Below are 25,951 nucleotides of genomic sequence, written 5' to 3' on the forward strand. Positions count from 1 at the left end.
CACTTCATGTACGTTTCACATCATGTATATGATCTTCTCACAGCCCATATGGCTGCACAACTTCTATTTTATTCAGAAATGGGAGAAAGAAAAGCATTTTATTTAAAAAAGAGAGTCATCCGCTTAAGGCAGATGACCCCTCATGTTCTTTATTTTGTTTCTTCTTCAAGATGATTTTCCATTTTGGTAAACAGCTTTTTAGAAGCTTTAGATGGTTTGTTGGTCAAGAGGCTGACAATGATGGCAGTCAAACCACTTAAAATAAATCCTGGAACCATTTCGTACAAGCCAGTTGTATTATTCAAGCCGGTTGAAATCCATGTTAAGACTACAACTGCCCCAACAACCATTCCTGCTAGTGCACCGTGATGGTTCATTCGCTTCCAATATAGGCATAGAAGGATGACTGGACCAAATGAAGATCCAAAACCTGCCCAAGCATAACCAACAAGGTCAAGAATGGTATCACTTGGATTAAGTGAAAGACAAAGCGCGATAATGGCAACGACCAATACAGACATACGTCCAATCATTACTAGTTCTTTGTCTGACGCTTTTCTTCTAAAGAAAGTCCGGTATAAATCCTCTGTCATTGCACTTGCAGTCACAAGCAGCTGTGAAGAAATTGAACTCATAATCGCAGCTAAAATAGCAGAGAGTAAAAATCCAGTAATATACGGATGGAATAACACCTTAGAAAACACAATAAAAATGGTTTCTGGGTCTGCTAAAGTGGTACTAGTCTCATGTACATAAGCGACACCGACTAATCCAACAGACAGTGAACCAATAACAGACACAATCATCCAGCTCATACCGATACGACGTGCTGGTTTTAAATCTTTTACAGTCGTAATGGCCATGAATCGAACAATAATGTGCGGCTGTCCAAAGTAACCAAGCCCCCATGCTAAGAAGGAAATAATGCCAATGACGCTCGTTCCTCTGAATATATCAAGCAATTTTGGATCAATCTGTTGGATATCTTGATACGTGGCAATTGGGCCACCTAATTGAGTAAAGGCAACGATCGGCACGAGCACTAATGCTAAAAACATAATGGCTCCTTGAACAAAATCAGTTAAGCTAACTGCCAAAAAGCCGCCGAATAAAGTGTATAAGATTACGATACTAGAGGTTAAAATTAAACCAAACATATAATTGGCACCAAACGCAGATTCGAATAAACGACCGCCAGATACCATACCTGATGAGGTGTACAGTGTAAAGAAAATCATAATAATGACAGCTGAGACAGCTTTTAATAAAGTAGAAGAATCTCTAAATCGTTTGTCAAAAAAGTCTGGAATGGTGATCGCATCATCAGCAACCTCAGTATACGATCGTAAGCGAGGAGCTAAAAATAGATAATTCAAGTAAGCCCCGCTAATCAAACCAACAGCAAGCCATCCTGACGAAAGCCCTGTTGTATACATCGCGCCTGGAAGTCCCATGAGCATCCAGCCGCTCATATCTGAAGCACCAGCAGATAGAGCTGTCACGTAAGGACCCAGCCCACGTCCGCCCAACATATAATCATTCAAGTCATTTGTTTTTCTAAATGCATACCAGCCAATGGCCAGCATTCCAATAAAATAAATAGATAGAGAAATTCCAATTTCAATACTCATGTTTCCATATCACCTTTTTCGTATTAATTTGACATCACCTCATTCAAAATATACAAGAACATCCAATTCGTTTGTCTGCTCACTGCTATGGTTACTTAACCTAACAGAGTATTCCCTGCTGATCAACCTTCTTAAACCTCTTTCTTACATAAAAAAAAGCGGAAATGATTGATGAGAATCTATATGTAAGCGCTACCAAAAACATTTAAAAGAAAAAATTTTCTGATAAATGTTCAACCTCTGATACAAATTATTTTCATACTTTCTGGTTTGGGTTGAATGGCTACCATCTCAAGCCTGCGTAAAGTTGCTTTAGAACAGTAAAATTTGATATGATAAAGTGTATATGACTTATGATCATGACCACGAACACGTATCATTTTTGGAGGTGAACCTGCATGTCTAGAATTTCAATAGAAGAAGTAAAGCACGTGGCGCATTTGGCACGGCTTGCAATTACAGAAGAAGAAGCTGAAATGTTTACTGAACAGCTTGATAGCATCATTTCATTTGCAGAGCAGTTAAACGAGGTAGATACGGAAAACGTTGAACCAACAACACACGTATTAAAAATGAAAAACGTCATGAGAGAAGATGTTCCGAATAAAGGTCTTTCCATTGAGGCAGTTATCAAAAACGCGCCTGATCATAAAGACGGCTATATTCGTGTGCCATCAATTTTGGACTAAAGGAGGCCTGAGGCATGTCACTGTTTGATCACAAAATTTCTGAATTAAAAGAGCTTTTACATAAAAAGGAACTGTCTGTTTCTGATTTAGTGGACGAGTCTTATAAACGAATCAATGAAGTAGACGGGAAAGTACAAGCATTCCTTGCACTGGACGAAGAGAAAGCTCGTGCGTATGCAAAGGAATTGGACGAGGCAGTTGGTGAAAAGGACGAGCTTGGTCTATTGTTCGGTATGCCAATCGGTGTGAAAGATAACATCGTCACAAAGGATTTACGTACAACAGCATCTAGTAAAATCCTGCAAAACTTTGATCCTATTTATGATGCAACGGTTGTCAATCGTCTAAGAGATGCGGAAGCAGTTACAATCGGTAAATTAAATATGGACGAATTTGCAATGGGATCTTCTACAGAGAACTCAGGCTACAAAGCAACGAAAAACCCTTGGAATTTAAACACTGTTCCAGGTGGATCAAGTGGTGGCTCAGCAGCTTCTGTTGCAGCAGGTGAAGTACCATTTTCACTTGGATCAGATACGGGCGGTTCGATTCGTCAGCCGGCATCATTCTGCGGCGTTGTGGGTCTGAAACCGACGTATGGCCGTGTATCTAGATACGGCTTAATCGCATTTGCTTCTTCATTAGATCAAATCGGACCGATAACGCGTAACGTAGAGGACAACGCATATGTTCTTCAAGCGATTGCTGGGGTCGATCAAATGGACGCAACGAGTGCAAATGTCGACGTCCCAGATTTTCTTTCTTCATTAACTGGAGACATCAAAGGCATGAAAATTGCTGTGCCAAAAGAATACCTTGGAGAAGGTGTTGGCGAGGAAGCAAAAGAGTCTGTTCTTCAAGCATTAAAAGTATTAGAAGGACTTGGTGCAACATGGGAAGAAGTGTCTCTTCCGCATTCTAAATATGCGCTTGCGACTTACTACTTACTGTCTTCTTCAGAAGCATCTGCAAACCTTGCGCGTTTTGACGGCATCCGTTATGGCTACCGTACAGATAATGTAGACAACCTAATTGATTTATATAAAAATACTCGTTCTGAAGGCTTTGGAAACGAAGTGAAACGCCGCATCATGCTTGGCACATTCGCTCTTAGCTCAGGATATTATGATGCATACTATAAAAAGGCGCAAAAAGTCCGTACATTGATCAAAAAAGACTTCGAAGATGTTTTTGAAAAGTATGATGTCATTGTAGGACCAACAACACCAACTCCTGCATTTAAGATTGGTGAAAAGACAAGCGATCCACTGACGATGTATGCGAACGATATTTTAACGATCCCTGTGAACCTTGCAGGCGTTCCAGGAATCAGTGTGCCTTGTGGATTTGCAAACGGTCTTCCGTTAGGACTGCAAATCATTGGCAAGCACTTTGATGAAGGAACGGTTTACCGCGTGGCTCACGCTTTCGAGCAAGCAACAGATCATCATAAAGCAAAACCTGAACTGTAAGGGGTGAATCAGAATGAACTTTGAAACGGTAATTGGACTTGAAGTCCACGTTGAGCTAAAAACACAATCAAAAATTTTCTCCAGTTCGCCGACACCTTTTGGTGCAGCTGCCAACACGCAAACAAGTGTCATCGACCTTGGATATCCTGGTGTACTGCCTGTATTGAACAAAGAAGCGGTGAACTTTGCAATGAAAGCAGCAATGGCGCTAAACTGCGAGATCGCAACAGATACAAAATTTGACCGTAAAAACTACTTCTATCCTGATAACCCAAAGGCGTATCAAATTTCTCAATTTGATAAACCGATCGGTGAAAACGGCTGGATTGAAATTGAAGTAGAAGGCAAAACGAAACGAATCGGTATTACGCGTCTCCATTTGGAAGAGGATGCAGGTAAACTGACGCATACAGGCGACGGATATTCACTTGTCGATTTCAACCGTCAAGGCACACCGCTTGTTGAAATCGTATCTGAGCCAGACATTCGCACACCAGAAGAAGCGTATGCTTACTTAGAAAAACTAAAATCCATTATTCAATATACAGGCGTATCTGACTGTAAGATGGAAGAAGGCTCGCTTCGCTGTGATGCCAACATTTCACTTCGTCCGATCGGCCGTGAAGAGTTTGGAACGAAAACAGAGCTCAAGAACTTGAACTCATTTGCTTTCGTCCAAAAAGGTCTTGAATTCGAAGAGAAACGCCAAGAGCAAGTATTGCTTTCTGGCGGCTTGATCGAACAAGAAACTCGCCGCTATGATGAAGCGTCTAAAAAGACGATCCTCATGCGTGTCAAAGAGGGTTCTGACGATTACCGCTACTTCCCAGAACCAGATTTAGTGGAGCTGTACATTGATGACGAGTGGAAAGAACGCGTAAGAGCATCGATCCCAGAGCTTCCAGATGAGCGCCGCAAACGCTACATCGATGATCTAGGGCTTCCTGCGTATGATGCGATGGTGCTGACGCTGACAAAAGAAATGTCTGATTTCTTTGAAGCAACCATTTCAGAAGGTGCAGAAGCGAAGCAAGCTTCAAACTGGCTGATGGGTGAAGTATCTGCCTACTTAAACTCAGCTCAAAAAGAGCTGGAAGATACAAAGCTAACGCCGCAAGGCCTGGCTGGCATGATTAAGCTCATCGAAAAAGGAACGATTTCTTCTAAGATTGCCAAAAAGGTATTCAAAGAGCTGATTGAAAATGGGGGAGACGCAGAAACAATCGTCAAAGAAAAAGGACTTGTCCAAATTTCTGACGAAGGTGCCCTGCTCAAACTTGTCACAGAAGCACTTGATAACAACCCGCAATCCATCGAAGACTTTAAAAATGGAAAAGACCGCGCGATTGGTTTCTTAGTCGGACAAATCATGAAAGCATCGAAGGGACAAGCAAACCCGCCGATGGTCAACAAGATTCTCCTAGAAGAAATCAAAAAACGCTAAATAGCAAAAAACCGCCTCATGAGAAGAGGCGGTTTTTTTATTTGAACTGACAGGGTCTTATCATAGATTCAGACCACCGCCGTATATCAATTCGGGGATTCTTTTCTTATAATGAAGCGTAAGCGAAAGTGCACATTCGAAGGGGGATAAAGGTGAACGAATCGGAAAAACAGCGCGTAAAGTTATGAAAGAAACAGCTTCAATTGTTCGACTACTCTTATGACAGCAGGGTCCTCACACTTTTCTAAATTCGTCAGCATCCCTTGAATGACTGGCTTACGAGGCTCAGCTTTCGCCAGTTCTTCCTCAATGACTTCAATGGATACAAGGGTATCATCAGAAAGTAAATGCTCAAGCTTTAACAAACGAAGCTCCTCTTGAAGGGAAGCAGCACTCGGCGCTTCATCGTCCCAAATGGTTGGCTTTAAGATCGGTTTCGTCTGAGAACGAAGCATGCCTTGAACCAAATCATCAAACCGTTCGAGTATAAAGGAAGAGAGCTCATCAAATGATAATTGCAGCTGATCTTGTAAAAGCAGCACCTGCACATACGATTGGATGATTCCTTGAATCATGACTGACAGGTCAGTTATATATGGTTCGATCTCCTGTCCATAAGTGGTCAAGATGGAAATTTGGATTTCCTCATTCATTTGCTTTTTCACAGTTTTTGAATACTTTTTAATTTGCTGGTTTTCTGGAATAATGTTCTCGCTGAGGATCAAAATGATAAAATCCTTGTTCTCAGCAAAATGCTGAAACTGTTCAGCGATTTGCTTCTGGAAGATCTCTCTCGGCGCGAGATGCTGATTCTCTTTTCGAATCGTTTCAATACTTTGCATGGACGTGTCGATATAATATTCAAAGGCGCGATTGAAAAGCTGTTCTTTTGATTTGAAATGTAAATAAAATGCGCCTTTTGATATTCCGCACTCATCTGCAATTTCCTGAATGGTCGTAGAAGAAAAACCCTTTTTCGCAAACAACTGGATGCTTGCTTTAATGATTTTTTCTTTTTTTTCGTTCATGAAATAAGGCCCCTTCAGCTTTAGAATGTTACGTCAAACGCAAGTGAAATGGTTGACGGCATTGTATATCACCGTTTATTATGATATAGAATGACCAGTCAGTCAATACATAAAGGAAAATGGAGGACATAATGAATTCGATCATCAATTTTGTATTAAAGAATAAGTTCGCTGTATGGCTCATGACGATTATCGTAACAGTTGCTGGTCTATATGCCGGATTGAATATGAAACAAGAATCAATCCCGAATATCAACACTCCAGTCATTACGGTTTCTACAACGTATCCTGGCGCAACGCCGGACGAAGTATCAGATAAGGTGACCGACCCGATTGAGAAGTCTATTCAAAACCTCAACGGAGTCAATGTTGTCACATCCAATTCATTTGAAAATGCCTCATCTATTCAAATCGAGTACGACTACAAGAAAGACATGGATGAAGCAAAGAAGGAAATTGAAGATGCGATTAGCAATATCAATTTTCCGGAAAATGCAGAAAAACCAAAAATCGCACGCTTTAGCATTAACGCAATTCCAATCTTAGCGATCAGTGTCTCTGGTGATAAAGAATCATTAGAAGACCTTACACAGAAAGTAGAAGACGACCTTGTTCCTTCCATTGAAGGATTAGACGGTGTCTCTTCTGTCGAAGCTTCAGGACAGCAAATCAAAGAAGTAGAATTTTCTTTTAAACAAAAGAAATTGAAAGAATACGGTTTAGATGAAGAAACCGTTCAAAACATGATCAAAGGCTCTGATGTCAATGTACCATTAGGTCTATACACGTTTGGTAACAAGCAAAAATCAGTTGTCGTGGACGGCAATATTTTAAGCGTCAAAGATTTGAAAAACATGCGAATCCCTGTCACACCAAGTGCAAGCGGCGGTGCGGGAAGCGCTGGAGCTGGAGCACCATCTAGCGGCGCTGAAAACCCAGGTGCGCAAGGTGCGGAGCAGCAGGCAGCAGCTCAGCAGCAAACTGGTGGAGGTGCAGCAAGCGGTCAATCTGTAGAACTGCCAACGATCAAGCTTTCTGAAATTGCGGATATTAAAGTAGTAAAAGATGCAGAATCGATTTCTAGAACGAATGGAAAAGACAGCATCGGCCTGCAAATTGTCAAAGGTTCTGATGCCAACACTGTGAGTGTGGCAGAAGAAGTGACGAAAGAGCTTGAGAAATTCAAAAAAGACAATAAAGGAATCAAAGTCAGTACGACATATGATCAAGCAGAGCCGATTAAAGAATCTGTCAGCACAATGCTGAACAAGGCGATCATCGGAGCAATCTTTGCGATCATTATCATTATGTTGTTCCTTCGAGATATCAAATCAACATTAATTTCGGTCATCTCCATTCCGTTATCCTTGTTGATTGCTGTTTTATTATTAAATCAGCTGGATATCACATTAAATATCATGACACTTGGTGCCATGACCGTCGCCATTGGGCGTGTGGTCGATGACTCGATTGTGGTCATAGAAAATATCTATCGACGAATGGCGTTAAAGGATGAACCGTTAAAAGGCAAGACACTCGTCAGAGAAGCCACAAAAGAAATGTTTATCCCGATAATGTCTTCGACGATTGTGACTATTGCAGTATTCTTACCGTTAGCATTAGTGGGCGGAATGATTGGTGAACTATTCATCCCATTTGCATTAACCATTGTGTTTGCTTTAATGGCGTCACTGCTTGTCGCTATTACGATTGTTCCAATGATGGCACACAGTCTATTTAAAAAGAACCTGTATGGCACAGCGAAAAAAGTAAAAGAGCATAAACCAAGTAAGCTTGCCGGCGGTTATAGACGTGTACTCAATTGGACACTGAACCATAAATGGATTACATCAGGAATTGCGATTCTTATGCTTGTCGGAAGCTTATTCTTAGCACCACTTGTCGGTGTCAGCTTCTTACCACAGGAAGTAGAAAAGACGGCGATGGTGACATATACTCCTGAGCCGGGACAAACGAGAGAACAAGCAATTGATGAAACGAAAAAAGCAGAAGAATATTTGATCAAGCGTGACCATGTCAATACTGTTCAATATTCACTAGGTTCTTCAAATCCTATGACAGCAAGTGTAGGGGGCAACTCTAACGGTGCGTTATTCTTCGTACAATATGACGATGACACGCCAAACTTTGATAAAGAAAAAGATAAAGTGACGAAAGCCCTGCAAGACAAAACGTCTAAAGGGGAATGGAAATCACAAGACTTCTCGTCTGCTGGCGCAAGCAATACCGTAACGTACTATGTCTACGGCGACAAAGTAAGCGATATTGAAGGCACAGTAAAAGATGTCGAGAACATCTTAAAAGATGAGAAAAACTTAAAAAATGTCAGCACAAGCTTATCTGAGAAATACGACGAATATACGTTTAATGCAGATCAAGAAAAACTGGCGAAGCTAGGTCTAACTGCTTCTCAAATCGCTCAAGCGATTGCCCCTCAAAATAGTGAAACAACACTAACGAAAGTCACAGAAGACGGCAAAGAACTTGATGTGAAGCTTCAAACCGAAAAAGACGAATATAAGAGCATAAAAGATGTAGAAAATAAAAAAATCACAACACCTACAGGACAAGAAGTTCGAATTGGTGATGTCGTAAAAGTAAAAGACGGTACGACAGCAAATACAGTGACAAAACGTGATGGGAAAATCTACGCAGAAGTGTCTGGTGACATGACAACAGACAACGTCTCAAGTGTAACGCAGGATGTTCAGAAGAAAGTCGACAAGCTTGATGTGAAATCTGGCGTAACGATTGACACAGGCGGCGTAAGTGCGGATATTGAGGAATCCTTTACACAGCTTGGTCTCGCAATGCTTGCAGCGATTGCCATTGTGTACCTCGTTCTCGTCATCACATTTGGCGGAGGTCTTGCACCATTTGCGATTCTATTCTCACTTCCATTTACAATTATTGGCGCGCTCGTTGGATTGTTTTTAGCAAAAGAAACCATTAGCTTAAACGCCATGATTGGACTGCTCATGCTGATCGGAATTGTTGTAACAAATGCGATCGTCTTGATTGACCGAGTGATTCATAAAGAAAAAGAAGGTCTTTCAACAAGAGAAGCTTTACTTGAAGCAGGAACAATAAGATTACGTCCAATCTTAATGACGGCACTCGCAACGATTGGTGCACTGCTGCCACTCGCATTAGGATTTGAAGGCGGAAGCCAGATCGTATCAAAAGGACTTGGCGTCACCGTCATTGGCGGTTTAACAAGTTCTACACTTCTCACATTGGTCATCGTCCCAATTGTGTATGAAATTTTAAGCAAGTTCAGACGTAAGAAAAAGTACGCTGAAGAAGAATAAGAGGAAGCCAAAGGGCTGAAATAAAGATCATTTCAACCCTTTCTCACTCATTTGAAAGCCCCGTTTATTGGCGGGGCTTTTTTTATGTTGAAATCTGACAAACAGCTTTTCTCATGAGCTCTTCAAATGCATGGAAAAAGGCATCACGATCGACATGGTCAATGACTTGTATTGACTTTCCATCTGAATGTTCTTCGGTACGTCCTTGCTTTGGCGTGTCGGTATAAACGATTGCGTTCACTTCTTTTGAATGGGTAAATGATGAAGAAGCAAGCGTCATCGTGGTGAGTACGTCCCATAAGTAATACGTCGAATTCGTTTCATGATGAATGAGTGGTGGACAAAAGGCATAGCACTGCCCAATAAAATCAATTCCAATGTGAGAACGAAGGGAAGCCCAGCGCTGACGCACATCAAGTGTAAGCGGCACTTGATTCGTGCTTTCAAGTGCGACCATCTCAATAGGAAAGCGTTCCTTGAAGACGGTGCTGACAGCATAAGGGTCCCAAAATGCATTCCATTCTGCTGTCCCATCATGCTCGGGTTCCTCCACATTTCCCTTTTCAAGAAACGTACCGCCCATCCATACCAATTTTTCAATTTTATTAGAGATAGAAGGATCCTCTTCTAAAGCGCGAGCAAGGTCTGTGAGAGGGCCTGTAAAGAGCAGCGTGACAGGTTCTGCTGCCTTTTTAACGGTTTCGATTAAATGAAGGTGTGCTGGAAGCTTGGACACGTTTGTATCAACAGAGCCTTTCTCGTTTAAAAGAGGTAAGGCGTCTACATAAAAAGCATGCATGCGCCACTCTTTCGGAAAAGGATTGACGCCTCTAGAATTTGAAGCAGCGACTTCAATTTCATAAGGGCTAAATCGATCGATAATTTTTTGAGACGCACTGAGAGCAGGCTCTAAATAACAATCAGCAGGTATGACAGACGTCCCGATCACTTTCAGGTGTTCCATTTGAAGGAGAAGAAATAATGAGACGAGATCATCAACACCACCATCATGATTAAAATAGACAGGCTTTTTCATCGCAAACCATCCTTTACAGCGTTTTCTTTTATCTTATCAGAATGCTTTCTTGCTGAGGGAAATGTGGCAGGAGATTTCTAATATTAGGTGGTTGTTCTGTTGCCATTTTCAAATCTCATAGTATAATTAAAGGTTGTTAGTGGTGAAAATAGATTGCATAATGAATATAGGATGATGATGAATGAAACGTGCTCGAATTATATACAATCCGACATCTGGGCGTGAACTCTTCAAGAAGAATTTGCCGCAGGTTTTGCAAAAATTTGAACAAGCTGGCTATGAAACATCTTGTCATGCAACGACATGTGCAGGAGATGCGACACAAGCAGCTGAGAATGCCGCACAGCGAGACTTTGATTTAATTGTAGCAGCAGGTGGAGACGGCACGATCAATGAAGTTGTCAACGGACTAGCCCCGCTTGAAAAAAGACCAAAACTAGGAATTATTCCCGTTGGAACAACAAATGACTTCGCAAGAGCACTTGGAATTCCACGAGAAGGTGTTTTAAAAGCAACAGATGCTATTATAGAAGGTGTAGCGAAGCCGCTTGATATCGGTAAAGTCAATGGCCATTATTTTATTAATATTGCAGGAGGCGGCCGGTTAACAGAGCTCACTTATGAAGTGCCTAGTAAGCTGAAGACAATGCTTGGACAGCTTGCGTATTATTTAAAAGGCATGGAGATGCTTCCTTCGATCCGCCCGACAGAAGTCGAAATTGAATATGACGGTAAGTTGTTTCATGGAGAAATCATGCTGTTTCTTGTTTCACTCACAAATTCAGTAGGCGGCTTTGAAAAACTAGCGCCAGATTCCATTTTAGATGATGGAATGTTTGACCTGATTATTTTAAAGAAGGTCAATTTAGCAGAAGCCATTCGAGTAGTCAGCCTTGCACTTCGAGGCGAGCATATTCATGATAACAATGTCATCTACGCAAAAGCGAATCGCGTGAAGGTAGATGTAAAAGATAAAATGCAATTAAATTTAGATGGCGAATTCGGCGGCATGCTGCCAGGTGAATTTGAAAACCTGTATCGTCATATAGAATTTATTGTGCCAAAAGCAACAGCTGAAAAAATAGGGTAGAGATTGAACTTGGTTCCTTATGGCGCCAAGTTTTTCTTTGCAAATGAGGTGATAAAATTGGTGAAAATGAAACCGCCTGTTGAAAAGAATGAATACTACAATGTAACCTTCGAAGACTTAACGCACGAAGGTGCAGGTGTAGCGAAAATTGAAGGATTCCCTGTCTTTGTACCGAATGCCCTTCCAGACGAACAAGGGAAAATCAAGGTCACACGTGTGAAAAAAGGATTTGCTTTTGGGCGACTCATGGAGCTGACAAAGGAAAGTCAGCACAGGCAAGATGCGCCATGTCCCATTTATAAGCAGTGCGGAGGTTGTCAAATTCAGCATATGAGCTATGAAGGCCAGCTGCTATTTAAACAGAAACAAGTAAAGGACGTTTTAGAGCGGATCGGCAAGCTTGATATGAGCCGTGTAAAAGTTCATCCTGTACTCGGCATGGAAGACCCTTGGAATTACCGAAACAAAGCACAAGTTCCAGTTGGCGAACGCGAAGGCGGACTTGTTGCAGGATTTTATCAGCAGCGTACCCATGAAATCATCGATATGGAAAAATGTTTGATCCAGCAGTCAGAAAATGACGAAGTGGTACAGGCAGTAAAAGACATATGCAATGCGTTTGGCATCAAAGCATATAACGAAGAGCGGCACAAAGGCTGGCTGCGTCATGTGATGGTTCGCTACGGTATTGCAACAGGTGAAATGATGGTTGTGTTTGTCACTAGAACAGCTGATTTTCCGCAAAAGCAGCAAGTCATTGAGCAGATTATAGCACGCTTCCCGCACATTCGGTCAATTGTGCAAAACGTGAATTCGAAGAAAACAAATGTCATTTTCGGAGACGAAACGACTGTTTTATGGGGTGAAGAATACATTTATGACACAATTGGCGACATCAAATTTGCCATTTCAGCCCGTTCGTTTTATCAAGTGAATCCAGCTCAAACAAAGGTGCTTTACGACAAAGCGCTTGAATATGCCGAGTTGCAAGGCGAAGAAACCGTGATCGATGCGTATTGCGGAATCGGTACGATTTCCTTATTTCTCGCACAAAAAGCAGGCAGAGTCTATGGCGTAGAAATTGTGCCAGAAGCGATTGAAGATGCTAAACGCAACGCTGCCTTAAACGGGATCAACAACGTCGAATTCGCAGTCGGCGAAGCAGAAACTGTTATCCCAAACTGGTACAAAGAAGGCATCAAAGCAGATACGCTAGTTGTCGATCCACCAAGGAAAGGCTGTGATGAAGCACTGCTTGACACCATTTTAAAGATGAAGCCAAATCGCGTTGTGTATGTGTCTTGTAATCCCGGGACGCTAGCTCGTGATTTGCGTATTCTTGAAGATGGTGGGTATGTGACGGAGGAAGTGCAGCCAGTGGATATGTTTCCGCATACGAGTCATGTGGAGTGCGTGGCGTCTTTATCCCTTGAATAAAAAGGGTTTAAGAGCTGTACATGTTGCGATTTATAACAAAATCAAAAAAACGCGGGAAATGCCAGCAATATTGACAGAAAACCTTTTTATTGATCGAAAAGAGATGATGTGCTGCTCAAATAAGAATCTTTCCTTGATTTGTTGGCTGAGGGGCATGCGGAAGGAATTGCGCCAGCCGTCGGATTTAAAAAAGGTATCTTCAAATAAAACAAAGCCTACGAAATATGTTCAGGTAAAACAAAAATAAAATGAAAAGCCCTTCTTTATTAGAGGGGCTTTCTTTTGTTATTCGTCTGTTATTTATCACTGTCCAATTCCCATATTTTTTGACCATCAGGTAAATATACTGCTTTTGGTGGATCATTATAAAGGGAAATTTCAGTAAAAGCATTACCTTCTCTCAACCATTCATAAACACTACCACTATTATTGGTGGGATTAGCCAATATTTTATTCACTTTAATTCCAGCTGCATGGTATTCCGTGTAATTTACATCGTCATCTTCTAATCCATTGTCTGTTTCATAAACCGTATCTAGTTTACCGATAATTCTAAAACCACTTTTCCATTCTAGTATCATATCACTTTTTTCAAAATCTATTAATGTTCTAATTAATGAATCATATCCCATGTATATCCTCTTCTCATAATGATTTTTATGGTCTCGCTGGTACTATGTGAGCTCCGTCTTTTCCGTAATGTATCAACCCATTAGTAGTTTCTACATATGTGTTGGATTTGTGATCGTAGTATTTTCCTATTACTTGACCAAAATTTATTCTTTCCCTATTTTTAGTGAACATATCACCTTTTCCTGCAAACTTATCTAGTAATTCTTGTGCCTTTTTATTATCTCCATAAAAGATACTCTTGGTTTTACCATTCGCAACTTCTTGTTTATAGTTAGGTGCATCAGGAATATGTTTTTCTTGAGCGCCTGGTTTTACTTTTACAGGGAAACCATTTACTTCACGATACGGACCTTTTGGTACGGAGTGTTTGCCAAATGAAGGTGTTTTGACAATCTTCTTGGCTACTTTCTCTCCTTTCGTTACTTTAAATACGTATTTTCCAACTTTAGCGATTTTAGCTCCTGGTATCATGTACAAGCTTGATACTAGACGGTCCATGTCAGCGACTTTGTCACCTGTGACAGGGTCTCTCCCTGTGATGACTCGAATGGCATCATTTATTCCTGTAAATTCAACCGCTGTATTTAAGATAGTTGAGGTTTGTTCACCCGTTTTCAAGTCGGAAATCTTTGTGATGCTTTCAATATTCACTTTGTTTTGATCCGATATTCGTAACCGATATAGCATTCCATCTCGAATAACTTCAACTGTTTTGGCATTTGCGAAGTCAAGCTTTTCGTTTGTATTATATACTTTTCCATTTACGAACACGGCGTTTTGATCGATTTTATTAGACGGTGTCCTATTTAAAATCGTATCCACATTTGATCGCTCTTTATCATTCAGCTTCTTCAGCATGATCGCCATTGGATTTTCACCGGGGCTGTCTATTTTTTTATTCAATTCGTTTAGGTTACTTCTGATTCTTTTGTCTTCCTCATCTTTGAGAATAGATCCTTTTTGATAGGTGGTGATCCCGATTTTCGCACCAGTGAACATTGTGCCTAGAGTGTCTATGTATTCCTTCATTGTTTGTATGGAGTTCTTGGTTTCATTCAAAGCACTGGCTTGTTCTCTGTCAAAGGCATGGAGCGTACCGATGGTTTTTGAGATGTTCATCCAGGCTTTTTGGTAACTGGCTTGAAAAGCAGACTCGTCCACACTTGGTAAATGAATAATATGGCTGACTTTGCCGATGGCACTGCTCACATCTGAAATGATATCAGATACGGCTCGTTCGGCATTTTTTAAACCTTGATCAAGCTCGTGCTCGAGAAATGATTGTGAGATAAAGCCATTTTCATTTGATTCAAATGCATGAAGTGCATTCTGAACCTTTTGGAGTATGGAGGTGTATTCTCCAATCGTGACTTGAAAGAATTGCAAGAAAGGGATATGGCACTCTGAGTAAAACGCTCGAATCGCTTGTCCAGCTTCTCCCTTTAATGCGCCATCCAATGAAATGATTCGATTGATTTGGCTTTCAAGGGATTTGATATGTAGTGATTGTTGTTTTAATTGTGTCAGTGTTTGATCAATTGCATGGTGCAAAGTTTTAACATCTAACGTTTTCATGGTATTCTCCTTTAATGCTTGGTCGCAATCAATAGAGATTTTACCATTATACGGAGAATGATTGGGGAATAAATACTTCATTTCATGAAGTTGAACCGATTTGCTTAGGTGATAAAGACTAGTTGTTCAAATAACAAGTGGAACAGTTTGAAAAGGTGTACGTTTTCACAAGCTTGCCGTGTGCTTTATTGACAGCACGTTGCATAACACGTTTCCCGAAAGTTGCCTTTTTGAACAACGTTTACGCCTTCTGAAATTTTTGATATTTTATATAGTGCTGATCGTATTTTGTTAACGTTTATTTTACGCTTCTTTTGCATTGTCGCTTATAAAAAAACCATAATATTAACCAAAAAGAATACTTTTAATTGCAACGATTTACAATTATTATTCATAGTTGATTATGATCAAGGCCTGTTATAATAAGGTTTTTAACACCAAGAATGAACGTTTGCGTTGGCTTCTTACTAAAGTATATAATGATATTTTATAGAAGGACATGCCCTTAAAAGGCGCTATGTCATGAGAGGAATTGGATGAAAGATGAGTAAAAATTTCTGGCGTGATTTACCGCGGCCATTTTTTATATTAGCACCAATGGAAGAAGTGACAGATGTTGTGTTTCGTCATGTTGTGAGTGAGGCGGCGAGACCGGATGTGTTTTTCACAGAGTTTACGAATAGTGAGAGCTATTGCCATCCTGATGGGATTCAAAGTGTGAAAGGGCGTTTAACGTTTACAGAGGATGAGCAGCCGATTGTTGCTCATATTTGGGGAGACAAGCCTGAGAACTTTAGACAAATGAGCATTGGAATGGCGGGGTTAGGATTTCAGGGGCTTGATATTAATATGGGCTGTCCTGTTCCGAATGTCACGCAAAACGGGAAGGGCAGTGGCTTAATTCTTCGTCCAGACGTTGCGGCAGAACTGATTCAAGCGGCAAAAGCTGGGGGATTACCTGTCAGCGTCAAAACAAGACTTGGCTTTACTGAAGTCGATGAATGGCGAGATTGGCTCAGACACATTTTGGAGCAAGACATTGTGAATTTGTCTATCCATCTTCGCACAAGAAAGGAAATGAGCCAGGTGGATGCGCATTGGGAGCTCATTCCTGAGATCAAAAAACTTCGTGATGAAGTAGCACCTGATACGCTTTTGACGATCAATGGCGATATTCCTGATCGTCAAACAGGCTTAAAGCTCGCTGAGCAGTATGGAGTGGATGGTGTGATGATTGGGCGCGGGATTTTTCATAACCCATTTGCCTTTGAAAAAGAGCCGAAGGAGCATACGAGTGATGAGCTGCTAGGTCTTTTAAGATTGCATCTTGATCTTCATGATCAATATTCATCACTAGGTTTGCGTCCATTCAAGGCACTGCACCGTTTCTTTAAGATTTATGTAAAAGGATTCAGAGGAGCGAGCTTCCTAAGAAACCAATTAATGAACACATCCTCAACAGATGAAGTGCGTGCAATGCTAGATGAATTTGAAGCGAGAAATCAAGAATAATCATGATGAAAAAGAGGAGGGGAAGCCCTTCTCTTTTTTCTATGAACAGGACTATTAAACTAGTTGTTCCAAATGGTAAAATGAGATAGAAATAACAATTGGAGGTATTTTATTTGAAATCATTTTGGGATAAAGACATAGAAAGTGAAGAGACATTTAAGAAAATCAATGAGAAAGGCATTGCAAAAGCGGAAAAGAAGCTAGGCATCATCCTGCCTGATACATATAAAAAACTGATTCTTGAACAAAATGGCGGTTATACTCTGCATAATGCTTTTCCAACGGACCAGCCGAATGGATGGGCAGAGGATCATGTACAGTTCAACCATCTAAGAGGAATTGCCAAAGGCGAAGGTATTATGGATAGTGATTATTTAATAGAAGAATGGGAATTGCCTGAAGGACTTGTGCTTATTTGTGGAGATGGTCATACGTGGATCGCATTAGATTATAGAGAAACAAAGGAACATCCGCCGATTCACTACTTTGATCTAGAAGATGAGACAGATTTCAAATTAGCGGATTCGTTTGATGAACTGATTGCTGGGCATTATACTGCTGAATAACATTAAGCAGTCAGAAAAATGTTTTGTTGTTTTTTGAGAGAGACAAAAGAGTCTCTCTTTTTTTGTGAAGCAATATGGATTCTCTCACTATTTCTCTCCAAAACTGTACCTATTATGTTTAAGTCCTATTATTCAATTGATTCCATTTCCACTCACTAAATTTTCTGACGATCATATCTACCACAATGTAAAATGGTAGAAAGCTTGAGTTGTCCACTTTGTTATACAAAGGAAACGGGGTGCTGCTTACATAGATGTTAAACATGGCATTTTGTGCAAGGAGGTTATTTCTCAATGTGGTCATACTGATAAATTTGATATGTCTCGTTTTCACTAATTGAATGATTTCATCTAGATTCTTCGATTCACCCGATAAAGAAATGATAAATAAAAGGTCATCCTCACCAAATTCAATGATTCCATCTGTTAAGTCTCGCTTGCTTCGTAATACTTGAGATTTCTTATGCAGTGACCATAGCTGCCGTTGTACATCATTGGCCAAATCGAGCTGTGCAGTTCCTGTACCATAAATATAAATATATGGTGCGCGGTCAATCATTTGATTTAATTGATGAAAGTCCAGCTGCTCCATAAATTTCCTTGTCTGGCTGATATCTTGATCGAGTAGTTTCATTAAATCCTGTGTTGATTCTTCAGTAAGATGATTTAATTTCACATAAGACTTTAAGTCACTGTAGCCGTCGAAACCTATTTTTTTGGCAAGTCGATGAATGGAGGAGATGGAAGTATGAGCATAACGAGCAAGATCCTGAATTTTCATTGTCTTCATTTCTTCAAGATGATCGTGAATCGTTTTAATAATGTGCAGGTCATTCTTATTTAAATTCTCGAAGTATTCATTTACCAGCTTGTCCAATATCATGGGATGTGCCCTCCAACATGAAAATATTTTCTTCCTGTGAAAATATAATCTAATGTTACAACTTGATTTCTAAATACGTCAATCCTATTGGTTTTTGTAAGCGCTCCCTTTACAGTGGTGTTATGGATCAAACAAAGGGGTGATGCTTATGAATGCAATCAAGCGATTTGGCAGTGCTATGGTAGTTCCAGTCCTTTTATTCGCGTTTTTTGGTATTGTTGTCGGCCTTGCGACTTTATGTAAGAATCCAGCGATTATGGGGGATATGGCTGCAGAAGGTACGATGTGGTATAAGGCTTGGACACTGATTGAAAGTGGAGGGTGGACGATTTTCAATCATATGGAGCTGGCATTTGTGATTGGCTTGCCGATCTCTCTTGCAAAAAAAGCGCAAGCACGTGCGACGCTCGCAGCTTTGATGATTTATCTTGTGTTTAATAATTATATTCATGCGATTTTGACACTTTGGCCGTCCACTTTTGGTGTTGATTTATCGCAAGGAGTCGAGAACGTATCGGGTGTAAAAGAAATTGCGGGTATACCTACGCTCGATACAAGTATCATTGGTGCGGTGATGATATCTGGAATTGTGATTTGGATTCATAATCGTTTTTATGATCAAAAGCTGCCTGAAATGCTCGGGATTTTCCAGGGGCTTGTCTTTGTTGTCATCATCGGATTCTTTGTGATGATTCCTATTGCTTTTGTCGTTGCTTTTGTATGGCCTTATGTTCAGCAGGGAATTCAATCTCTCCAAGGGTTCATGGCACAGTCTGGTTATATTGGTGTCTGGCTGTTTCATTTTTTGGAAAGGGTGTTGATTCCAACAGGACTTCACCATTTTATTTATACACCTTTTGAGTTTGGTCCAGCGGCTGTAAATGGAGGGTTAAAACCATATTGGATTGCTCACTTAAATGAATTTGCGACCTCAACCTCCGATTTGAAGGATCTTTATCCATACGGATTTTTACTGCATGGAAATATTAAGATGTTCGGATGTTTAGGGATAGCTCTAGCGATGTATTTTTCTACCCCGAAAGAAAACAGAAAAAAGGTTTTGGCATTGGTATTACCCGCCACATTAACAGCGGTATTTGCCGGAATTACAGAACCACTTGAATTTACATTCCTATTTCTTGCGCCTTATTTATTTGTCATACATGCACTTCTTGGAGCAACCATGGTGACAATCATGAATATGTTTGGTGTTGTCGGAATGATGGGTTCCGGGCTTATTGAAATAGCTGCTTTGAACTGGATTCCGCTCTCTTCAAATCATGGAGGGATTTATCTGATCCAAGCCACAATTGGATGTCTATTTACAGCATTGTATTTTGTCATATTTAGATGGGTGATTGTGAAATTTGATATTCCATTACCAGGACGAAAACATGAGGAGGAGACGAGGCTATATACAAAACAAGATTATGAGAATGCTAATAAAAAGGATCATAACAAAAAGGAAGTGCCCGTTTATGCGTCTGAGTACGAAGAGAAAGCCGTTTATTTCTTAGAAGGCCTTGGCGGTAAAGAAAACATTAAAGATGTAACAAACTGTGCCACGCGTCTGCGTATTACAGTGATTGACCCTAGCTTGGTGAAAGATAGAGAATACTTTACAAAAAATAAACTGGCACATGGAATGGCTAAGAGTGGTCAAAGCATTCAAATCATCGTTGGCTTAAGTGTACCGCAAGTGAGAGAGTCCTTTGAAACAAAACTTTCATTAGATTGAAAAAGGAGCTGGATATCATGAAAACATTTAATATTACGATCGCTGGAGGCGGAAGTACATTTACACCGGGAATCATTTTGATGCTGTTAGACTATTTAGATGAGTTCCCAATTCATACAATTAAACTTTATGATAATGATGAAACTAGACAAAATACAATTGCAGATGCTTGTGAGATTATGTTAAAAGAACGAGCGCCAGAAGTTCGACTGCTGGCAAGTACTGACCCAGAAGAAGCCTTTACTCAAGTCGATTTTGTGATGGCACATATCCGTGTCGGCAAATATGCAATGCGTGAATTAGATGAGAAAATTCCATTGAAGCATGGAGTCGTTGGGCAGGAAACATGCGGTCCAGGGGGAATCGCTTACGGTATGCGGTCCATTCCAGGTGTCTTAGAACTTGTCGATTATATGGAAAAATACTCTCCTGAAGCTTGGATGTTGAACTATTCTAACCCTGCAGCAATAGTAGCAGAGGCAACACGTAAGCTAAGGCCGAATGCCAAAATTTTAAACATATGCGATATGCCGATTGGAATTGAAGAATTGATTGCAAAGAATTTAGGCTTATCTTCACGTAAAGAACTGGAAGTAGATTATTATGGTTTGAATCATTTTGGCTGGTGGACAGATATTCGAGATAAAAAAGGAAATAGCTTAATGCCTGAGGTCATTCAGCATGTAAGCCAGCATGGTTATGCAGCAGATGGAACATCTGAACTAGAACAGCAGAAGAGCTGGAACAGCACATTAAAAAAGGCTAAAGATATTCAAGCACTTGATCCAAAAACGGTACCAAATACGTATTTGAAATACTATCTATTTCCAGATGAAGAAGTGGCACATTCAAATATAGAGTTCACACGTGCCAATGAAGTGATGGAGGGACGGGAAGCCTTTGTTTTTAGTGAATGTCAGGCCATCATTGATAAAGGTACTGCAAAGGAAACAAAGCTAGCCATTGATGAGCACGCTTCCTATATCGTTGATTTAGCAAGAGCCATTGCTTTTAATAAAAAGGAACGGATGCTGATGATTGTGGAGAACAATGGCGCAATCAGGAACTTTGACCCAACAGCTATGGTCGAAATTCCTTGTATCGTTGGCAGCAACGGTCCAGAAAAGTTAGTGGTTGGAGAAATTCCTAGATTTCAAAAAAGTCTCATGGAGCAGCAAGTTGGCGTAGAAAAATTAGTAGTAGAAGCATTTGAAGAAGGGTCCTATCAAAAACTATGGCAGGCTATTACATTATCGAAAACGGTGCCGAGTGCTAAAGTAGCAAAAGATATTCTAGATGACTTAATTGTGGCAAATCAAGCCTTTTGGCCAGAGTTAACATAACACGAGAATAAGCAATATGGGCGTTACAATGCTCATATTGCTTATTTGTTTTTTCAATCGATGGATTGTGAAGGAGACGAAAAGCCCCCTTTTTCAAAAAGGGGGTCACATTTCCTTTACTCCGCACTCTCCTCAACCTCACGGCTATCCTCTGTTTCGCCAATATAAATAGGACCGTTTGCGTGGTCGATTCGGATGGGCCATTCGTATGGGACTTGCAGGCGTCGTGCGATGGCTCTCCAAAACTTTGCAGAATCAAATTCTAGTTCTTGAAAGTCTTTGAGCAATTCTTTATAGGAAGATCCGTCAAATTGAATGTACGAGTCTTGAAGACGCATAAAGGCGTAATGTCTCACTTCTAATGCTGCCGCAGCTTCCATTTCTTCTTCCGTTGCTTCACCAATGATTGTTCCTGCGGGTGGAAGCATATCATATACGTTAAATTCCTCTTCTTCTTCGTGTGCTGCATTGTGCTGTTGATCTGACATTTTGTTCACTCCTTCTAGTTTTCATCAAATTTGATTCGTGCTTACCTCTATTATCGGAAGGATATGCGAAATGTGGAATGAAAAAAAGAAGCAGATCCACAAGACTTGCTTTTTCTTCTTGAATCTTTTATGATCAATTACAGATATAAAAGGTCTATAATAGATAGAAAGGAAATCATCTGATGAAATATTCTAAAGCAACCAACTATGCGCTTCATACGATGGTATTTTTAACCCTTGCACCAAAGGGGAAAGCAATTGGCGTTGAGCCTCTCGCCAAGATGCAAGACCTTTCATCCACTTATTTATCCAAAATCTTAACAAAGCTTGTAAAGGCGGGTTTAATTGAATCAACGCCTGGTGCAAAAGGTGGTTACACCATTCTGAAAAAGAAGGAGGACATTTCATTTTTAGACGTCATTCAGGCGGTAGAGGGACAAACCAATTTATTTCGTTGTTCCTTAGAACATGATTCTTTTATGCCTCATGATGGTTGTTTGATTGAACAAGCCATGCAGGATGTTGAAATGAAAATGCAGGAAGCACTAAGTCAAAAGCGGTTAGTTGATATCGCTAGCCAAATTGAGCAGAGAGAAAAAAATCCATTTTTCAAGATGTGATTTTTTTTGAATAAATTATAGATATTAAGAGTCTTTAAAGTCTTGAATAAAAAGGAGAGATTTATATGTTATTAGATTGTGTCATTATTGGAGGCGGACCAGCTGGATTAAGTGCAGCACTTGTTGTGGGGCGAGGTAGAAAACAGGTCATTGTATTCGATGACAAGATGCCAAGAAATCGAGTGACTCAGGAATCACATGGGTTTATTACAAACGATGGGATGACACCGTTTGAGATCAGACAAGCGGGTGAAGCAGATCTTCAAAACTACCCCAATATCCAAATCAAACGAACTAGAATTGTTGAGATACAAAACAATGAGGACAACTTTGCGTTACTGACACAAGAGGGAGAAAGATTTGAAGCGAAGAAAATCATATTGGCAACAGGACTAAAGGATATACTGCCAGAGATGAAGGGGATTCATGAAGTGTATGGAAAGACGTTGTTTAGCTGTCCTTTCTGTGATGGCTGGGAGCTAAAGGACAAGCCGCTTGCTCTCATTGCTGAGAATCCACGCGCCTTGCATATGGCTAAACTTCTTTCCAATTGGACAAAGGATTTGATCGTGTTTACGAATGGACAGCAAGTGTTTGCTGAAGAGGAGAAGGCATTGCTATCAGCACATTTTATCCAAGTCATTGATGTACCGATTATGTCCATTCATCATGAGAATGGGCAAATGCACTCTATTCACCTTGCGAATGGGGAAACGGTGAATAGAGAAGGCGGATTTGTCGCAAGTGAATTCAAACAGTCAGCTCCATTTGCTGAAAAACTAGGCTGTCAAATGACGAAAAATGGCGGTATCGAAACAGATATTCTTGGACGTACAACCGTCAGCGGTGTCTTTGCATGCGGTGACAATTTAGGCGGGCCAGCTCAGCTTGTCCTTGCCGCAGCAGCTGGAAGCCAGGCAGGAATGGGCGTCATTCATGAACTTGTGCAGGAAGAATTTCAACAAAAAACATCTCTATGAAAAGAGATGTTCAGCGATGAGCAGTTTTCCTTTTTGCTAAGACGTGAGCTGTCCATTCAAAAAGTGCGTAGATAACAAAGAAGATCAGGATCCAGCTGCTGGCATCGACCCATACATTGGTGGTATGAATGATGTTCGCCTGATCAAGTCCAGCCTGTATCCACATAGTGATCAATGCGGTGAGGAACACCTGTAAAAACCATTTTTTCAATTGGTCACACCTCCATCTCTTTCTATCATATAAAAAATGACAGTTTATTTCCAATTGTATTTCCATCAATTTCAACGGTAAAATAAGAAATAAAACCAATGGAAGGACATGACATGAGCGATCAAACGAATAGTTTTTTAAAAAGTCATTTTCCTAATCTTGTCCTCACGCCGCCTCTTTTTTATGGGTGGTCTTTTGGACTTCGCTTTGAAGTGGCAGATTGGTCATTAGGAGAAAAATCAGTTGTATTAGAAAAAGCAGGGGATCGTGCTTTGAAAATTGTCAGATATGCTTTTGACCCAGAAGACGATATTCTGTTTGTCACGGATGTCTATACGCAGCATGAACATGAATTAACGAAGCAAAAGCTCCTAGTTTATCAGAAATATGTTCGCCGGCAAGTACGCAATCGATTGCGTCACGAGCTTTTGACCTATGTCAGATCAGATCTAGATGAGCCCCTGACATTGGAGAGGTTTACACTGACTTGCCAGCTGCAAGATATCCGAGTACGCCCACTTCTACAAGCCATATGCCAAGAGGACTTTTATGCACCGAATCAAATTTTGAACGGGAAGCTTGGTTATGAAATTTATCTTATCAATCTCTCAAAACAGATGATTTTCCACTTATATGATGATCGAGGCTGTGATCTTATTGCGGCAGATGCTGAGCGTCTTCGGCCAGTCTATGAGGGCTTGCAGCACTGGCTATTAGACTATGATCGCCCTCAGATGGACCAGCTGTTTACAGAGAAATAAGAAAACCGCACTTTGACAAGTGCGGTTCTGTTTTATGCTTCTACTTTATTGAAGAATTGTGGTAAATATTCTTTGTGTGCTTCTAGCATCTCATCGAGGATGCTTTTTGCAATCGCATCTGATGGGACGAGCGGGTTGATCGTCATTGCGACAAGTGCTGTGTTGTAATCTCCTGTCACGGCTGCTTCAGCGGCAACACGTTCAAAGGATTTAATTTGAGAAATCAGTCCTTTGACTGCGACTGGCATCTCGCCAACAGCGATTGGTTTAGGACCGTCTTTTGTGATGACGCAGTTCAGTTCTACAGCAGAATCATTTGGAATATCACTGATGGCACCATTGTTGATCGTGTTTACAGGCTGAATGTCATGCTTGTCGTTATAAATCGATGCAATCAAGTTACACGCTGCATCACTGTAGTAAGCACCGCCTCTTTTTTCAAGCTGCGGCGGCTTGATATCAAGATCAGGGTCTTTGTAAAGCTCGAATAGGTCATTTTCTAGTGCACGAACGACTTCTGCACGAGTTCCTTCATTCTCAGCTGCTTTCTTTTCTTCAGCCAGCATATCACTTGTTTTGTAGTAGTAGCGGTGATATGGACAAGGAATCACGCCAAGCCCTTTTAAGAAATCAGCATCCCACGGAATGGCTTGAATGTTGTTCATCGACATCGTAGAGTTTGGATCTGCCATGTCTTCGATGACTTGATCCATAATGCTTTTACCATCTAAGAATACGTTGAGTCCGAAGACCATATGGTTTAATCCAGCAAAGCTGACCTCGACTCTGCTTGCGTCGACATCAAGTCCTTTGGCAATGCCCATGCGAATGCCGATTGGCACGTTGCATAAGCCAACGACTTTGCGATGGTTTGAATAGCGAAGAACGGCCTCTGTGACCATACCAGCTGGGTTGGTGAAATTCACAAGCCATGCATCTGGGCATAGTTCTTCAATATCTTTGACAATATCTAGAATCACTGGAATGGTACGAAGTCCTTTGAATAGACCTCCTGGACCATTCGTTTCCTGACCAATGACATCATATTTTAAAGGAATGCGTTCATCCTTCATACGTGCTTCAAGAAGTCCGACACGGAATTGTGTTGTGACGAAATCAGCGCCCGCAAGCGCTTTTCGGCGATCTAATGTTAAATGAACCTCGATTGGAAGTCCTGCTTTTTTCACCATTCGTTTGGCAAGATCTCCGACGATTTCAAGCTTTTCTTTTCCTGCTTCAATATCGACAAGCCAAAGCTCGCTAATCGGAAATTCATCGTACCGTTTAATAAATCCTTCTACAAGCTCTGGCGTATAGCTTGATCCTCCGCCAATTGTGACAACCTTTAATCCTTTTGCCATGTGCTGCACCTCCGAATAATGTAACGCGCAATGTTATAATAGAGAAAAGCCAATTCTTTTGTTTGTACATCTATAGCTTATCGTGAGAGCATCTCGTGCGTAAATGACTTCAGCGTCTTTA

At 40.7% G+C, this 25,951-nt stretch carries 21 protein-coding genes and 1 pseudogene; 13 read left to right on the top strand and 9 right to left on the bottom strand.

Annotated features, from left to right (window positions below):
- Nucleotides 1-149: 149 nt before the first annotated feature.
- Nucleotides 150-1,631, bottom strand: coding sequence for a sodium/proline symporter PutP (gene putP / locus MHI16_RS03735; protein ID WP_058015497.1), 1,482 nt, complete (start codon nucleotides 1,629-1,631; stop codon nucleotides 150-152).
- 398 nt (nucleotides 1,632-2,029) lie between these two features.
- On the opposite strand from putP, the gene gatC reads away from it, so the two are divergent.
- The 3 genes from gatC to gatB are packed head-to-tail and all read left to right on the top strand — an operon-like array spanning nucleotide 2,030 to nucleotide 5,236.
- Entirely contained in the window at nucleotides 2,030-2,320 is a 291-nt protein-coding gene (gene gatC / locus MHI16_RS03740; protein ID WP_003213898.1) for an Asp-tRNA(Asn)/Glu-tRNA(Gln) amidotransferase subunit GatC, read from the top strand.
- A gap of 14 nt (nucleotides 2,321-2,334) precedes the next feature.
- Nucleotides 2,335-3,792 (top strand): Asp-tRNA(Asn)/Glu-tRNA(Gln) amidotransferase subunit GatA, encoded by a 1,458-nt coding sequence (gatA, locus tag MHI16_RS03745; protein ID WP_268467427.1) that lies wholly within the window; start codon nucleotides 2,335-2,337, stop codon nucleotides 3,790-3,792.
- Between the two features lie 13 nt (nucleotides 3,793-3,805).
- A complete protein-coding gene (gene gatB, locus MHI16_RS03750) occupies nucleotides 3,806-5,236 on the top strand; it encodes an Asp-tRNA(Asn)/Glu-tRNA(Gln) amidotransferase subunit GatB (RefSeq protein ID WP_061407034.1) in 1,431 nt (476 codons plus the stop codon).
- Nucleotides 5,237-5,418: 182 nt separating this feature from the next.
- Here gatB and MHI16_RS03755 read toward each other — a convergent pair whose 3' ends face one another.
- Nucleotides 5,419-6,264 (bottom strand): TetR/AcrR family transcriptional regulator, encoded by an 846-nt coding sequence (locus MHI16_RS03755; protein ID WP_058015495.1) that lies wholly within the window; start codon nucleotides 6,262-6,264, stop codon nucleotides 5,419-5,421.
- Nucleotides 6,265-6,395: 131 nt separating this feature from the next.
- On the opposite strand from MHI16_RS03755, the gene MHI16_RS03760 reads away from it, so the two are divergent.
- Complete coding sequence (locus MHI16_RS03760; RefSeq protein ID WP_058015494.1) at nucleotides 6,396-9,596, top strand: efflux RND transporter permease subunit; 3,201 nt, start codon at nucleotides 6,396-6,398, stop codon at nucleotides 9,594-9,596.
- An 82-nt stretch (nucleotides 9,597-9,678) separates the two neighbouring features.
- Here MHI16_RS03760 and MHI16_RS03765 read toward each other — a convergent pair whose 3' ends face one another.
- Nucleotides 9,679-10,632 carry a nucleoside hydrolase gene (locus MHI16_RS03765; protein ID WP_058015493.1) on the bottom strand — a complete coding sequence of 318 codons (954 nt, stop codon included), beginning with the start codon at nucleotides 10,630-10,632 and terminating at the stop codon, nucleotides 9,679-9,681.
- A gap of 181 nt (nucleotides 10,633-10,813) precedes the next feature.
- Between MHI16_RS03765 and MHI16_RS03770 the strand changes: the two genes are divergently transcribed.
- Both MHI16_RS03770 and rlmD read left to right on the top strand, forming a co-directional pair.
- Nucleotides 10,814-11,722, top strand: coding sequence for a diacylglycerol kinase (locus MHI16_RS03770; RefSeq protein WP_058015492.1), 909 nt, complete (start codon nucleotides 10,814-10,816; stop codon nucleotides 11,720-11,722).
- A 60-nt stretch (nucleotides 11,723-11,782) separates the two neighbouring features.
- Nucleotides 11,783-13,159: a 23S rRNA (uracil(1939)-C(5))-methyltransferase RlmD gene (gene rlmD / locus MHI16_RS03775; protein ID WP_058015573.1), complete on the top strand. Its 1,377-nt coding sequence runs from the start codon at nucleotides 11,783-11,785 to the stop codon at nucleotides 13,157-13,159.
- 296 nt (nucleotides 13,160-13,455) lie between these two features.
- Here the strand turns inward: rlmD and MHI16_RS03780 are convergent, their stop codons facing one another.
- The gene (locus MHI16_RS03780) at nucleotides 13,456-13,791 is read right to left on the bottom strand and encodes a hypothetical protein (protein ID WP_058015490.1); all 336 of its coding nucleotides are present in this window, start codon (nucleotides 13,789-13,791) and stop codon (nucleotides 13,456-13,458) included.
- Between the two features lie 25 nt (nucleotides 13,792-13,816).
- The gene (locus tag MHI16_RS03785) at nucleotides 13,817-15,367 is read right to left on the bottom strand and encodes a T7SS effector LXG polymorphic toxin (RefSeq protein ID WP_058015489.1); all 1,551 of its coding nucleotides are present in this window, start codon (nucleotides 15,365-15,367) and stop codon (nucleotides 13,817-13,819) included.
- A 543-nt stretch (nucleotides 15,368-15,910) separates the two neighbouring features.
- Here MHI16_RS03785 and MHI16_RS03790 point away from each other — a divergent pair.
- Both MHI16_RS03790 and MHI16_RS03795 read left to right on the top strand, forming a co-directional pair.
- On the top strand, nucleotides 15,911-16,879 hold the full coding sequence (locus MHI16_RS03790; protein ID WP_058015488.1) for a tRNA-dihydrouridine synthase: 969 nt from the start codon (nucleotides 15,911-15,913) through the stop codon (nucleotides 16,877-16,879).
- A gap of 113 nt (nucleotides 16,880-16,992) precedes the next feature.
- Nucleotides 16,993-17,442, top strand: a pseudogene (locus tag MHI16_RS03795) (SMI1/KNR4 family protein); the annotation flags it as partial.
- 121 nt (nucleotides 17,443-17,563) lie between these two features.
- Here the strand turns inward: MHI16_RS03795 and MHI16_RS03800 are convergent.
- Nucleotides 17,564-18,328 (bottom strand): MurR/RpiR family transcriptional regulator, encoded by a 765-nt coding sequence (locus MHI16_RS03800; protein ID WP_058015487.1) that lies wholly within the window; start codon nucleotides 18,326-18,328, stop codon nucleotides 17,564-17,566.
- 148 nt (nucleotides 18,329-18,476) lie between these two features.
- Here MHI16_RS03800 and MHI16_RS03805 point away from each other — a divergent pair, with 148 nt between their 5' ends.
- Together MHI16_RS03805 and MHI16_RS03810 are read left to right on the top strand one after the other, a co-directional pair.
- Entirely contained in the window at nucleotides 18,477-20,066 is a 1,590-nt protein-coding gene (locus MHI16_RS03805) for an alpha-glucoside-specific PTS transporter subunit IIBC (protein ID WP_058015486.1), read from the top strand.
- A 17-nt stretch (nucleotides 20,067-20,083) separates the two neighbouring features.
- Entirely contained in the window at nucleotides 20,084-21,409 is a 1,326-nt protein-coding gene (locus MHI16_RS03810; RefSeq protein WP_058015485.1) for a 6-phospho-alpha-glucosidase, read from the top strand.
- Nucleotides 21,410-21,525: 116 nt separating this feature from the next.
- On the opposite strand, the gene MHI16_RS03815 is transcribed toward MHI16_RS03810, so the two are convergent.
- Complete coding sequence (locus tag MHI16_RS03815; RefSeq protein WP_024718616.1) at nucleotides 21,526-21,897, bottom strand: hypothetical protein; 372 nt, start codon at nucleotides 21,895-21,897, stop codon at nucleotides 21,526-21,528.
- 182 nt (nucleotides 21,898-22,079) lie between these two features.
- On the opposite strand from MHI16_RS03815, the gene MHI16_RS03820 reads away from it, so the two are divergent.
- A complete protein-coding gene (locus tag MHI16_RS03820; RefSeq protein WP_058015484.1) occupies nucleotides 22,080-22,517 on the top strand; it encodes an Rrf2 family transcriptional regulator in 438 nt (145 codons plus the stop codon).
- A 65-nt stretch (nucleotides 22,518-22,582) separates the two neighbouring features.
- On the top strand, nucleotides 22,583-23,497 hold the full coding sequence (locus MHI16_RS03825) for an NAD(P)/FAD-dependent oxidoreductase (protein WP_058015483.1): 915 nt from the start codon (nucleotides 22,583-22,585) through the stop codon (nucleotides 23,495-23,497).
- A gap of 10 nt (nucleotides 23,498-23,507) precedes the next feature.
- On the opposite strand, the gene MHI16_RS03830 is transcribed toward MHI16_RS03825, so the two are convergent.
- Nucleotides 23,508-23,708 carry a hypothetical protein gene (locus MHI16_RS03830; RefSeq protein ID WP_058015482.1) on the bottom strand — a complete coding sequence of 67 codons (201 nt, stop codon included), beginning with the start codon at nucleotides 23,706-23,708 and terminating at the stop codon, nucleotides 23,508-23,510.
- A 113-nt stretch (nucleotides 23,709-23,821) separates the two neighbouring features.
- Between MHI16_RS03830 and MHI16_RS03835 the strand changes: the two genes are divergently transcribed.
- Entirely contained in the window at nucleotides 23,822-24,469 is a 648-nt protein-coding gene (locus MHI16_RS03835; RefSeq protein ID WP_058015572.1) for a DUF3885 domain-containing protein, read from the top strand.
- A gap of 32 nt (nucleotides 24,470-24,501) precedes the next feature.
- Here MHI16_RS03835 and MHI16_RS03840 read toward each other — a convergent pair whose 3' ends face one another.
- Nucleotides 24,502-25,830 (bottom strand): 6-phospho-beta-glucosidase, encoded by a 1,329-nt coding sequence (locus MHI16_RS03840; protein ID WP_058015481.1) that lies wholly within the window; start codon nucleotides 25,828-25,830, stop codon nucleotides 24,502-24,504.
- Between the last annotated feature and the right edge of the window lie 121 nt (nucleotides 25,831-25,951).

The organism is Bacillus sp. FSL K6-0923 (assembly GCF_038630825.1).
GTDB lineage: Bacteria > Bacillota > Bacilli > Bacillales > Bacillaceae > Bacillus > Bacillus pumilus.